The organism is Acinetobacter higginsii (assembly GCF_000369525.1).
GTDB classification, from domain to species: Bacteria; Pseudomonadota; Gammaproteobacteria; order Pseudomonadales; family Moraxellaceae; genus Acinetobacter; species Acinetobacter higginsii.
The window spans coordinates 578,467-591,652 of the sequence record NZ_KB850072.1; the positions used below are offsets into that span (position 1 = coordinate 578,467).

General features: G+C 40.4%; 14 protein-coding genes. 8 read left to right on the forward strand and 6 right to left on the reverse strand.

Annotated elements, in window-relative coordinates:
- Positions 1-4: 4 nt before the first annotated feature.
- From F902_RS08695 to F902_RS08725, 7 genes are all read left to right on the forward strand, one after another.
- Entirely contained in the window at positions 5-1,384 is a 1,380-nt protein-coding gene (locus F902_RS08695) for a hypothetical protein (RefSeq protein ID WP_005202683.1), read from the forward strand.
- Between the two features lie 229 nt (positions 1,385-1,613).
- Positions 1,614-2,273: an amino acid ABC transporter permease gene (locus F902_RS08700; protein WP_026057536.1), complete on the forward strand. Its 660-nt coding sequence runs from the start codon at positions 1,614-1,616 to the stop codon at positions 2,271-2,273.
- Positions 2,263-2,934: an amino acid ABC transporter permease gene (locus tag F902_RS08705; RefSeq protein WP_005202685.1), complete on the forward strand. Its 672-nt coding sequence runs from the start codon at positions 2,263-2,265 to the stop codon at positions 2,932-2,934. Before F902_RS08700 ends, F902_RS08705 begins: the two co-directional genes overlap by 11 nt.
- Positions 2,931-3,662 carry an amino acid ABC transporter ATP-binding protein gene (locus tag F902_RS08710; protein ID WP_005202686.1) on the forward strand — a complete coding sequence of 244 codons (732 nt, stop codon included), beginning with the start codon at positions 2,931-2,933 and terminating at the stop codon, positions 3,660-3,662. The genes F902_RS08705 and F902_RS08710 overlap by 4 nt, the downstream gene beginning before the upstream one ends.
- Before the next feature lie 93 nt (positions 3,663-3,755).
- Positions 3,756-4,577 (forward strand): transporter substrate-binding domain-containing protein, encoded by an 822-nt coding sequence (locus tag F902_RS08715; protein WP_422385892.1) that lies wholly within the window; start codon positions 3,756-3,758, stop codon positions 4,575-4,577.
- Positions 4,578-4,609: 32 nt separating this feature from the next.
- Positions 4,610-5,476 carry a cysteine ABC transporter substrate-binding protein gene (locus F902_RS08720; RefSeq protein ID WP_005202694.1) on the forward strand — a complete coding sequence of 289 codons (867 nt, stop codon included), beginning with the start codon at positions 4,610-4,612 and terminating at the stop codon, positions 5,474-5,476.
- Positions 5,477-5,619: 143 nt separating this feature from the next.
- Positions 5,620-6,066 carry a VOC family protein gene (locus tag F902_RS08725; protein ID WP_005202696.1) on the forward strand — a complete coding sequence of 149 codons (447 nt, stop codon included), beginning with the start codon at positions 5,620-5,622 and terminating at the stop codon, positions 6,064-6,066.
- Positions 6,067-6,147: 81 nt separating this feature from the next.
- On the opposite strand, the gene F902_RS08730 is transcribed toward F902_RS08725, so the two are convergent.
- On the reverse strand, positions 6,148-6,927 hold the full coding sequence (locus tag F902_RS08730) for a TorF family putative porin (RefSeq protein ID WP_005202698.1): 780 nt from the start codon (positions 6,925-6,927) through the stop codon (positions 6,148-6,150).
- Positions 6,928-7,052: 125 nt separating this feature from the next.
- Positions 7,053-7,502, reverse strand: a complete 450-nt coding sequence (locus F902_RS08735; RefSeq protein ID WP_005202700.1) for a winged helix-turn-helix transcriptional regulator — start codon at positions 7,500-7,502, stop codon at positions 7,053-7,055.
- Positions 7,503-7,598: 96 nt separating this feature from the next.
- On the opposite strand from F902_RS08735, the gene F902_RS08740 reads away from it, so the two are divergent.
- Positions 7,599-8,822 carry an MFS transporter gene (locus tag F902_RS08740; RefSeq protein WP_005202702.1) on the forward strand — a complete coding sequence of 408 codons (1,224 nt, stop codon included), beginning with the start codon at positions 7,599-7,601 and terminating at the stop codon, positions 8,820-8,822.
- Between the two features lie 70 nt (positions 8,823-8,892).
- Here the strand turns inward: F902_RS08740 and F902_RS08745 are convergent, their stop codons facing one another.
- The 4 genes from F902_RS08745 to F902_RS08760 form a co-directional block, all read right to left on the reverse strand.
- A complete protein-coding gene (locus F902_RS08745) occupies positions 8,893-9,771 on the reverse strand; it encodes a copper resistance D family protein (RefSeq protein WP_005202706.1) in 879 nt (292 codons plus the stop codon).
- Positions 9,772-9,849: 78 nt separating this feature from the next.
- Positions 9,850-10,221 (reverse strand): copper resistance CopC family protein, encoded by a 372-nt coding sequence (locus F902_RS08750; RefSeq protein WP_005202707.1) that lies wholly within the window; start codon positions 10,219-10,221, stop codon positions 9,850-9,852.
- Between the two features lie 118 nt (positions 10,222-10,339).
- Positions 10,340-11,527 carry a TCR/Tet family MFS transporter gene (locus F902_RS08755; RefSeq protein ID WP_005202708.1) on the reverse strand — a complete coding sequence of 396 codons (1,188 nt, stop codon included), beginning with the start codon at positions 11,525-11,527 and terminating at the stop codon, positions 10,340-10,342.
- A 317-nt stretch (positions 11,528-11,844) separates the two neighbouring features.
- The gene (locus F902_RS08760; RefSeq protein WP_005202709.1) at positions 11,845-13,068 is read right to left on the reverse strand and encodes an MFS transporter; all 1,224 of its coding nucleotides are present in this window, start codon (positions 13,066-13,068) and stop codon (positions 11,845-11,847) included.
- Positions 13,069-13,186 lie beyond the last annotated feature (118 nt).

Here is a 13,186-nt window from a genome sequence, read left to right on the forward strand (position 1 = left end):
TGATATGAAAATTAGCGCTCCAATACGTACAAATATTTATGCTCATCAGAACTTAGCCGATCCTCAGAATTTCTTTCGGCGTATAAAGTTTAGATGTGAAAATTATCCCGAATTAATTCCTGAAAAATGTGGTTTTTGGGAACCGTTTAAAATTAAATTCTCTCCAGACATCATTGAGACATTAATTCCTGATGATCGTGGTGGGCAGGCTGGTAGCCTGTATTGGTCTAGAACTAAGAGAACCAAAGCTTGGGGGGCTTTTAGTGTTCCTATGCATAGTAATATGCATGCTAATGAAGTAATTCACAGTGAGTTACAGCAAACTGATCAAAACAAGCTAATTGAATATGTAAAAAAAGTTTGCCTAGAGTTTAATGCTGACTTAGCTATTATTGATATAGAGGTTAATGATAGTTGGAATCTTGCTAATCCACATATTGGTGGAGTAGAGCCAACGACGGATCAATTATGTAATTGGTTACCTGATATGTACTGGGGAGTTGTCTTTGGCAAGCCATATATTGATTTGTGGGGGGAGAATCTATTATTAGATGTACCTGCCTTTAAAGTTGAAAAATTATCAGATGAATTAATTTTCATACAATTAACAGAAAGTATTAGTGATGTTGTAGAAAAAACTGAAGAAGTTAGAATTAAGCGTGAAGAAGTTAAGAGTTTTTTAAATAACTATGTATTTTATACGCCAGATAAAGGATACAGATCTGGTAATACGTTATGGTTTTTTTCAGGGAGATCTGAAAATGATCTAATTCGTATTCCAAAAGTAGAATACAGAACTAAAGTCTTTAATATACCGCATTTTACACTTGAAAATTCAGTGCAACATGTTGAAAGTGATGATATTCAAAATGAACCTAAAAAATTAAATCAATCTAGACTCATTGACACAGATATGTGGAAGGTTGCTTTATCACCGGAATGGTTTGTACAAGCTTATCCTGAAGAAAAAGCCGACTTATCAACTGGAACAGTTGAAGAAATTAGATTTTTTTATCAGCCAGAGTATTATGACTCACCTATTGAAAAAGAGTTGTTTATTGGTGCATGGGATAGGCCTGACCAAGGTAAAGAAACTCGTCAAGAGTATGCTGAATCTAGTATTCAAGAGTTGATTGAAAGCTATCCGCAAGCGGTATCAAAATGGGTGACAGTAGAAAGTAAGATTGTACATTTTGATGAGTATTCAGAGATCTATTTAGATCAAACAGACCAACAGGATTCCAATTTATTTCGTATAGCAATTAAATTAATTATCTTCGATAGTTACTTTGTTAAACTAACTTTTATGGATTATTGGTGTAACGATTTGAGTGGATCTAGACAAATCTCTGATCCAATTTTTAGTTCGTTTCAGGTTAAATAATTACTTATATTTTATATGATTTTAAGTATTAAGCTCTTGATAAAATAAGAGCTTAATTACTTGAGTTTCTGTTTCGATAAAATAAAGTAGACATTTATCATCCAAATTTCAGCAAAGCTTAGCAAATAATAATATTTCATGTGAAATTTCAATCAGCATAGACTCATCCAAAGATAAATAACAACAATGTATTTATCAAAAGAATCAATTTTACATTCGGATGTTTTCTTTGGATTGGCAGTATATACAGAGTGTGCTGCCGCAGTTCTATGCGGCCACATTCATGACCTTAAAAATCTCCTCTATCGGTATCGTGTTATCCATTTTATTAGGGCTGATCTGTAGTGTGATTAGCACTTATCAAGTTCGAGTACTGAATAAAATTGTCAAAGTCTATATCGAGGTTTCCCGCAATACACCCTTGCTCATTCAGCTATTTTTCCTTTACTACGGTTTACCCAAGATTGGCATCAAACTGGATGGTTTTACATGTGGTGTGATTGGTCTGACTTTTCTCGGGGGCAGCTACATGGCAGAAGCCTTTCGTGCAGGCTTACAGTCAGTTGCACAAGGACAAATTGATTCTGCTCGAAGTGTGGGTTTAAACGCCGTTCAAGTCTTTCAATATGTGGTGTTTCCACAGGCATTGTCGCTGTCTATTCCAGCGATTGGTGCGAACTGCTTATTTCTGATTAAAGAAAGTTCCATCTTGAGTGCAATTGCAGTGGTGGAACTCCTGTTTGTGACTAAAGACTTGATTGGGATGGATTACAAAACCACAGAGGCTTTATTCCTATTAATCATGGCCTATCTGATTATCTTGTTACCTGTATCAGCTTTAACGAGTTACTTGGAATACCGTAGTCGGAAGGTGAGCCATGGGACTTGAGTATTTATTTCAACCGAGCCATATCGAACGTTTACTGTATGGCTTATTGCAAACCATCGAAATTGCATTTCTGTCCGTATTTTTATCTGCCATTTTCGGGACAATTTTTGGGGTGATCATGACCTCAAAAAATGTGTTGGTCAAAATCCTGTGCCGTTTCTATCTCGAGACTATACGAATTGTGCCAATCCTCGTCTTATTGTTTGTTTTCTATTTTGGTTTTGCGACATGGTTTAACTGGCAGTTGTCATCGTTTTGGGTTTGTATTTTTGTATTTACCTTATGGGGAACTGCGGAAATGGGTGATCTGGTTCGCGCCTCGATCACCTCGATTGATCAGCATCAACGGGATTCTGCCTATGCCATGGGCTTGAATCATATCCAAGCTTTAACTTATGTGATTTTCCCACAAAGTTTAAAACGGGTAACACCTGGTGCATTAAATCTGTTTACCCGCATGATTAAAACCAGTTCATTAGCTGTACTGATCGGGATGGTGGAAGTTCTGAAAGTGGGGCAGCAGATTATTGAGAACTCATTATTGACGGTACCCAGTGCATCGCTGTGGATTTACGGTTTCATCTTTATTCTTTATTTCCTGATTTGTTATCCATTATCGCTTTTAGCAGCGCATTTAGAAAAAGTGTGGGAGAACGCATGACTTTGTTATCAATACAGCATTTACATAAGTTTTATAAACAAAGTCATATTTTGCATGGCATTGATTTAGACGTACAACAAGGCGAAGTGGTGGTGATTTTGGGACCATCGGGCTGTGGAAAAAGTACCTTGTTGCGCTGTATCAACGGATTGGAACCCATTCAAGAAGGTGAAATTCACCTGAAAGATGTGGGTGTATTGGGGCAGGACTTGCCGTGGGATAACGTACGCCAACAGGTCGGGATGGTGTTCCAGAACTATGAATTATTCAAGCATATGAATGTGATCGACAATATTCTGCTGGGTCCGCTAAAAGCACAAAAACGCCAACGTGCAGAAGTAGAACAACTGGCAGATCAATTGTTGCAGCGGGTAGGTTTACTGGATCGTAAATATGATTACCCCTCCAATTTATCGGGTGGTCAGAAGCAGCGGATTGCCATCGTCCGAGCTTTGGTGATGAAACCGAAAGTGATTTTACTGGATGAAATTACAGCAGCTTTAGATCCTGAAATGGTGCGGGAAGTCCTAGATGTGGTGCTGAAACTGGCACAGGAAGGCATGACCATGTTGATTGTGACTCATGAAATGGGTTTTGCGCGTAAAGTAGCGGATCGCATTATTTTCATGGATCAGGGCAAGATCATTGAGCAAAGCTCGCCAGAAGCATTTTTTCAGCATCCGCAGACGGAACGTGCGAGAACCTTTTTAAATATTTTGAATTATTAAAATGAGGACTTTATGAGATTGAATTTAGCAATTGGGCAATATACCCATTCTTCAAAAACAAAAATGTTTGGTCTGGGCATCACTTGCGTATTGATGACAGCTGTGTTGACGGGCTGTAATCAACCCGCTTCCTCAGAGCCCAAAGCTACGGCACAAGATACTTCACTGGAACAGGTTCGGAAAAATGGTGTCTTGCGAGTTGGTGCATTTGTCGACAATCCACCTTTTGGATATGTCGATAGTGCAGGAAAAAATCAAGGCTTTGATGTCGCCTTAGCAAAGCGTGTCACCCAAGATTTACTGGGTGATGAAAACAAAATTCAGTTTGTTGTGGCAGAAGCTGCCAATCGGGTTGAGTTTTTAAAATCAGGAAAAGTCGATGTGGTTTTTGCCAGCTTTTCAGTGACGCCAGAACGGCAACAGGTGGTTGATTTTTCCGAGCCTTATTTAAAAGCCTCCTTAGGGATTGTTTCACCCAAAGCCAAAGCCATTACCGATGTTAAAAGTCTCGAAGGCAAAACTTTAATTGTGAATAAGGGTTCAAGCTCGGAGATCTATTTCAGTAAAAACTATCCCAAAATTAATTTATTGAAATTTGGACAAAATACCGATGCGTTTAATGCACTGATTGATGGTCGGGGTGATGCCATTTCCCAAGACAGTACTTATGCACTGGCATGGGCAGCCAAGAATCCGAATTATGTGGCGGGTATTCCACAAATTGGTAATGAGGATTTTATTGCAGCAGGCGTGAAGAAGGGCAATACCCAATTACTGCACTGGCTCAATGATGAAATCAAACAGCTCAGGGCGACAGGTGAAATTCAAAAGATTTATGACCAAACCTTGAAGCCGATTTATGGCGAAAAAGTGAACCCCAATATCTTTTTAGATGTTGATAGCACCAAGCAATAACAGATTTTTAAAACACTAAAAAAGGTGAACGTATGCAAACAATAACATTGTCAAATATTCAAAAATTACTGCTGGCTTCTATATTCAGTTTAGGACTGACGGCGTGTAATAAAAATCCACAGTCAGCAGAGAAATCGGCGGAGTCCTCAACGCAAGTCTCCAGTATCGAGCAGATCAAGAAAAATGGGGTGGTACGTATTGGTGTGTTTAGTGATAAGCCGCCGTTTGGTTATCTGGATGCGCAAGGTAAAAATCAGGGCTTTGATGTGGAAATTGCCAAACATGTGGCCAAAGATTTATTGGGTGATGAAAATAAAGTCCAGTTTGTACTGACAGAAGCGGCCAATCGAGTGGAATATCTGAAAGCCAATAAAGTCGATATTATTTTTGCTAATTTCACAGTGACGCCTGAACGTGAACAAGTGGTGGATTTTGCGAAACCCTATTTAAAAGTCGCCTTAGGTGTGGTGTCTCCAAAAAATAAACCAATTACTGATATTGCCCAATTAAAGGACCAAACCTTATTGGTGAATAAGGGTACGACAGCGGATTCATTCTTTAGCAAGCAACATCCAGAAATTAAGTTGCAAAAATATGAGCAAAATACTGAAACGTTTGATGCCTTAAAAGATGGTCGTGGTGCAGCGTTGGCGCATGACAATCTTTTAGTCTTAGCTTGGGCAAAAGAAAATCCAAATTATACCGTGGGTATCACCAATCTAGGGGAGCAGGATTTGATTGCACCAGCGGTACAGAAGGGCAATAAAGAGTTATTGGATTGGTTAAATCAAGATCTAGAGAAATTAGCCAAACAAGGCGTGATCCATCAAGCTTATGAAAAGACTTTAAAACCTGTCTATGGCGATGGTATTCCTGCCAAAGATTTAATTATTGAATAATCATTTTCAATGAATCTGAAAGCCAAGCGAGGTTGAGTTTCGCTTGGTTTTTTTATGACTACAAATTGATGTGTATTACAAAGTATAGACAGTGCTCAGAAAATCCGCACCTTAGAATGAATAAAACATAGGGAACACATCAAATGCAAAGAACAGAAATAGATTTTATCGTGAAAGATAGCATAACTGCATTGGCATTTTATGAGCAGGTTTTTGAGGTTGAAAGAATTGAAGTTGGTGATTTTGTCGTTGGACAAAATAGTATGATTATGAGTATTCATGGGGTTCATTTTCATTTGCTGGATGAAAACCCAGATTTCCAATTGCTGGCACCTACCCAAGAAAGCTATATCCCGATTTGGTTTAATATTACCGTCACTGATATCGAGAAAACATTGCAGCAAGCAGTTGATGCGGGTGCCGCGGTGATTCAGGCGGTACAAGATATGCCTAAAATGGGCATCAAAAATGCGATGTTTAAAGATCCTTTTGGCTATATGTGGTTATTACATCAGATACTTGAAGTGGTAGATTATGAAACTCGGGCTCAATTATTGGAGCAACAAGGTTTTCAGCGTAAATCTAGTTAATAAATCAGTCGATAAAAATGCGATGTCATACAGCAAGTCTGCATATTGGTTGATGCTTGCTGTACTTCGCTTAATTTTATTCTAAAAGGACTTGGTCAGGCTAAACACGGCGGCGGTTTTAACACCTTTTTTATTGCTATCGAGATAACCTGTGTGATCTAGGTCGGTTCCAATCGCAGCCAGTTCCGCACTTAAGTTCATCGGTTTATAGTTATAATTTGCGCCAATTTTCCAATCGAAGAAATGATCTTTTGCTTCTCCACCATAAATGGCTTGGTTGGCTTTGGAATAGCCTAAGCTTGCAACTGCACCAAAGCTGGTTTCGGCAATGGGAGTGGTATATAAAAGATTAAAATACCAATTTTCGACATTTTCACCGACGCTTTGGCGAGTGGCTTTGCCTCCATATTGCGGGGTATAGCTCACACTTGGGCTAAAGCTATCATTATCTTTCAAAGCATTATTGATGATTAGTTTGAGATAATACTCATTATAATTTAAATCACTTTTACCGACATAATGATAACGCAGCATACCGAGATCAAGAGTAGGTTGGAATTTCCCTAAGCTGATTGGAGTGGTATAGCCAATAAAAGGATCGAGTTCTAAGTGTGCTTCATTACCAAAATCGACATTTGAAGCAAAAGCCGCGGCATAGAATCCAGAGGAATGGCTTAAAAGAAAATTACCTTGCAAGGCTGCATCATTTTGGGTTTGAGTTTGACCACGCCAGCGATATTCACTGGCTAAAGCGACATTCCCACTCAGCACGAAATTCGATGTTGCGGGCTGATCTGATGCTAACGCATCGTTTGAAGCTAAAACAGTTGTTAAAACCAGCACACAATGAAAACCTTTCATAACATCCTCAGCATATGAGTTAAATTTGATGTGATGTATATTAGGTTTTAATTGATTGATAAATAATAAAATGATCGTAAATTCTGCGTAAAGAAAGCATAAATTTTTAACGTATATTTTATAGGCTATAGATTCACTTTTAATACTTCTGTTGTATCCGCGTCTAAGATATGTCCTTTACTTGAGCTGAGTGTCATTAAAGGCACAGGTTTTTGGGTGGATTTTTCAATCAGGACAGAATGCGCTTCATTTTTCCCAAATAGATATTGTTCACCCCATTGACGTAATGCAACCACGATCGGGAACAGTTGTTTTCCTTTATCCGTCAAAATATATTCTTGATAGGCTGTGCCATCAGACGCGGCTCGCATTTCTAGAATTTCAGCATCAATTAATTTATGCAGTCTGTTGGACAAAATATTACGCGCAACACTCAGACTACGTTGTAGGTCACCAAAGCGATGTATCCCATCCATCACATCTCGAATAATCAGCAATGACCAACGATCTCCAATCACATCAACACAACGTGCAACAGGGCAAGGTTCATCTACGGAAGTTTTATCGAGTGACATCGCATTCTCGGAACAGTTGAATCAGACTAGTTGCATTTTAAAACTAGATCGCTTATGGTTCAAGTAGTTTTAATTTGAAACTGGTTTGGTGCTGCGATGAATAGTCCCTGTACATCGGCTTTATCACAAAATGAAAAGCATTGTTTAATCCAGTCCAAAAAATTGCCGACCCGTTTGGTGTGGCTATTTGCCATTGCAAGTGGTCTGAGTGTTGCCAATGTTTATTATGCGCAACCATTGCTTGATGCAATTGCAACGGATTTGGCAATCAGTTATGCCGCTGTTGGCAGTGTCATTCTCGTGACTCAACTGGGTTGTGCGATCGCTTTATTGTTGTTAGTTCCATTGGGAGATCGAGTCGATCGTAGACGATTAATGCTATTACAGCTATTCGGATTGGTGCTTGCATTGACTGCTGTAAGTATCACTAAAACGGCTGTAGGCATATTTGCAAGTATGTTTGCTGTTGGCATGTTAGGGACTGCCATGACGCAGGGACTGATTGCCTATGCTGCAAGTGTTGCCGAATCCAATGAGCGTGGATATGTCGTAGGTACAGCACAAAGTGGCGTGTTTATCGGATTGTTATTAGCACGTGTTTTTGCTGGAGGTGTGAGCGATTTAGCTGGATGGAGGAGCGTATATTTTTGTGCAGCCACACTGATGTTGATGATTGCATTCCCGCTTTGGAAATCCTTGCCAGTACGATCCAATACACAGAATATGTTGGCTTATCCTCGTTTGATTTTGTCGATGTTAAGTTTGCTTTATCACAATAAACTATTACAAATACGAGGCATATTGGCATTGCTGATGTTTGCAGTGTTTAATATTTTTTGGAGTGCACTGGCTTTATTGTTGAGTTCCCCTCCTTATCAGTATTCCCATACCGCTATTGGTGCATTTGGTTTGGTTGGGGCACTGGGGGCATTAATGGCTACAAAAGCTGGACAATGGGCAGATCAAGGCTTTGCACAAAGAACCAGTGCATTTGCCTTGCTCATCATCTTATTGTCTTGGTTGGCATTCGCTCAAATGGAATATTCAATTGTGGCATTAATCATCGGTATTTTATTACTGGATCTGGGCGGGCAAGCTTTACATGTCACCAATCAAAGTATGATCTTGCAAACTGGACAGGACAATCAAAGCCGCTTAATTGGACTGTATATGTTGTTCTATGCCGCAGGCAGTGGATTAGGAGCAATCACTACAACCATCACCTATGCAAAAGCGGGATGGTATGGCGTTTGTCTACTGGGTGCCTGCGGAAGTCTAATGCCATTATTATTTTGGTACTTAACGCGGCATGCTAAATAGTCATTAGACACTATGTAGAAACATCAGGTGAATTGAGAGATATTAAAATCAGCATCAACATTATCGTAAATCACTCAATCCCGACCACAGTCGTAATATACGCTGTTACCATGAGAATCACAAAGCCTAGAGACATTTCAAACAAAATGGCATAACCCAATTGTTTGGCAAATTGGGGTTGTTGCAAACGTGGGGTGAAATACCATTTATTAAATGCAGCTAATAATAAAATGCTAAAAACAAATAACAGTTTAATGATAAAACCTTGTCCATAAGGCGTTGTGAGGAGGGTATCAGCATCCTTAAACAACAGCAGGGCAATGCTGGCGCCACATGCAATTAAAATCACCACAATAAATGCCGCAATCCGCCCAAATAAATGCATAGCCTGTTTTAATGGCAGTCCACTGATGCTGTGGCTGATTTTCCATAAAGGATACAGTGATCCCATCCAGACAGCCATTAAAAGTACATGGATGGTCAATAGCAGCTGGGCAAAAATGGATAAATTGGTCACATGACCCAGTTGAGAAAAACTATATACAATAAGCACTAAGGGTATAGCGAAGAAGATTCTCTCAAAGCTTCTGATACGGGTACTTTTTTGATGAAGTCTAACTAAAAGCAGTACAAGGATTAGTGCAAAGCTGACAATACGAATCAGATGAATATGCCCCGTGGAGGTATTCAGCACAATATTGATATAGGTCAAATCAAACATGCCGAAGAGGCCGCTGTTTGCAAAGCTACCGATCAAAAGCAAGAAAGCTAACGCGCTAGAGATCAATCCTAACACTGCACCCAATGTCATATATTGGACAATGGTACTTTTTATTGCACTATAACGGCCTAATAGGAAGTAGCAGAATGAACCGCCAATGACCATAATCATGCCGAGATAAAGGCTTATTTTGTTAAACCAAGCGGCAAATATCCAATATTCAGACATTATTTTTATTCCTTGGGATGAACAACTTACTCATTGATCGAGTTGGTAAATTGTTCATATCTCGTTATTAGCGATGTCTTATTTAAAGCTGAAACTATATTCACCATTCATGTTATGGCCGTCTTTGCCCATGGTGCTCCAAAGCACGGTATATTTGCCTTTTTTCAGTGTAGGGATGGCAATATCAAAGGTTTTTTTCAAGTCATGGCTGACTTTATAATTCAGCGGCAATTCTCGGCGTTGTTCATCTAACACTTGGATCTTCATTAACATCACCTCATCACCAAAATTAAGGCTTAGGTTTTTAGGTTGGGTTGAAACAACGGTATTTGCAGCAGGGCTAGCACTGATCAAGCTGACATGAGCAAAGGCCGTGGATGTGGCGATGGTTAGGGTTGTACCGATGATCAGGTTGCGCAACATGGTTTTACTGTTTTGTACAAGACTCATTTCTTATCCTCTTTAAAGCATGATGTATGGGAAATGGCACAATCAGCGCCATTTGCTTTCATGTTTGATTATCCAAGCAGCATCAGTACTTCTACGCGACAGGAAAATTACCTTTTTGTCATTTTGATGGTTGCATGCTTGGCTTAAGGCTACGAATCACAATCGGCAGCACAAGCAGATAAATCACGGCCACGCTTAACCAGATTGCACCTGGCCATTTAGCTTGCAATTGAAAATACAGTGTAGAGAACAATAGGGGGGCAAACATTGAGGCCAAACTGATTGTCGATGCAATAATGCCTTGAAACTGTCCTTGTTGTTCAAGTGAGACTTTTTGTGAAGCTAGGGCTTGTAAAGAGGGGGTACCAATACTGCCTAGGGCGAAAATTGGCATGATGGCAAAAATCATCCAGCCTTGCTGAGCAAAGGCCATCACTACTAATGCGATACAGCTACAGCTCATCCCGATGAAGATTGTATTTCGATTACCGAAGTATCTTGAGGCATGCTGAGGAATAAAAGCCTGAACCAGCATTTGGCATAAACCAAACATGCCTAAAGAAAGACCGATCCAGAAAGTATTCCATTGAAAGGCGGCATGCCCCCATAAAGTCCAGCAAACTGCATAGGCTTCACCTGTGGCACTAAAGATAAAAAAAGTGGCAATTAAGGGAACTACATTCGGGATCGACCGAAGTGATGCAAAAGCTTTAAATGGATTAAGTGTTGCTACAGATTTTTTTGAAAGATCTGCTGTTTTTGATTCAGGTAGCGCCCAATAGGCCAATAAAAAGTTGAGACCTGTCAGTATGGCTGCAATCAAAAAGGGAAGCCTGAGCCAATATTCACCGAGCAACCCCCCAAGAATTGGCCCAATAATAAAACCTGCGCCAAACATCGCGCTCATAAGACCAAAGTATTTGGCACGCTGTTCTGGTTTTGAGATATCCACCAGATAAGCAGATGCAACAGACATATTGGCACTGCTCATGCCTGCAATGATTCGCCCCATGAATAACAGTACGAGGCTATGAGAAAAGGTGAGCAATATATAGTTGATGGCCGATCCTGCCAGTGACAGCAGCAAAATTGGGCGCCGTCCAAACTTGTCACTTAATGTACCGAGCATGGGCGAAAAGATAAATTGCATGGCGGCATAGAGACTACCGAGCAGACCGATGTGCAGCGCAGTTTGGTGAGTATGGCTAATATTTTGAAGTAATGTGGGTAAAATTGGAAAAATAAGCCCGATACCAACAGCATCTAAAGCAATGGTCGAAAAAATAATAAATAGAGAGCGATTCATAAAGCGTCCTATCGAAAAAGCAGGTACAGCAATGCTGCGAAAACCTGTTAACGATGCCTGATAACAACTCAAGCCCTGATGAACGCTGACCGAATCTTAAAGATTGGGATATGTGTCGATAAGATATTTTTTAATGAAAAACTATCTGTATCAATTTTTCGCGGTTTTTTATCGTAACAATGAAGATGAATGAATATAACGATCCACACACCTGTTGAAAATTTTAGCACCTAACGGTGAAGAGAAACAAGATCATGCTTATTTATGGGAGCAAATGCAGCAGGCTTGTTGGCATGCTGCATTTGCTGAGGAAATAATTATTTTTTGGTATTCGGCAATAACGCTGTGATAAAACCTAACAGTGGTAGGAACGAGCAGAGCTTATACACCCATACAATGCCATGGGTATCGGCTAAATGACCAAGACCTGCTGCGCCAATTCCACCAATACCGAACATAAGACCAAACATCAAACCAGCAACCATACCGACACGACCAGGTACCGCTTCTTGTGCATAGACCACTAAGGCAGAGAAAGCCGAGGACATGACTAAACCAATAATAATGACCAGAATTGCCGTGCCAGTTAAGCCGACATAAGGCAACATCAGCGCAAATGGAGCAATGCCTAAGAATGACACCCAAATCACAACGTTACGGCCAATCCGATCGCCCACAGGTCCACCCGCAAAAGTACCGAGTGCTACTGCGCCTAAAAATATAAATAGATACAGCTGAGAGGTCTGAATCGAAACATTAAAGCGTTCAATCAGGTAGAAAGTGAAATAATTGGTAATGGCCGCGATATAGATAAACTTGGCAAACATCAACACACAAATCACGGCCATGGCCTGAATCACTTGTTTACGGGTCAAGGTCGAAATGGCAGGTTGACTGGCAACACGCTGCACAGGTGCCTGCTTGATGACCCATTTGGTGACGCGTAATAAAACAAATATGGCCAAAGCAGCAACCAAAACAAATAAACCAATCGCCCCTTGTCCATTCGGGATAATCACAGCCGCAGCCATTAATGGCCCAATCGCAGAACCAGTATTGCCGCCAACCTGAAACATGGATTGGGCGGTACCAAAACGCCCACCCGATGCGGTACGGGCGATGCGAGAGGCTTCTGGGTGGAAGGTCGATGAGCCCACCCCAATGAGTGCAGCAGCAAACAATAAGCCTTGAAAGCTTGCTGCAATTGCCATCAAACCAATACCAAGCAGTGTGGCTGCCATGCCTAAAGGTAATAAATAGGGTTTTGGATGCTTATCGGTATATAGGCCAATCCAAGGTTGTAATAAAGAGGCGGTGATTTGATAAACCAAGGCAATCCAGCCAATTTCAGCAAAACTTAAAGAAAATTCGGCCTTTAACATCGGATAACTTGCAGTGACCACGGCTTGAATCGAATCATTTAGCAGATGGGCAAACGCCACTGCGCCGACAACGCGTATTACGAACTTCTGGGGTTGATCATTCGGTGGAAATTGCGCTTGTGGAAATGCATTCTCAAGAGTGCCTGTATTGCTTGCCATGATTGCTCCAACACGTTGTATCAGCTTAAGTGGTGATGCTGAAAGAGGTTTGTTTTTCAGTGCATTTATCCTAAACTGAACAGAAATCGGCCCACAATCATATTTGGGACAGATAGTA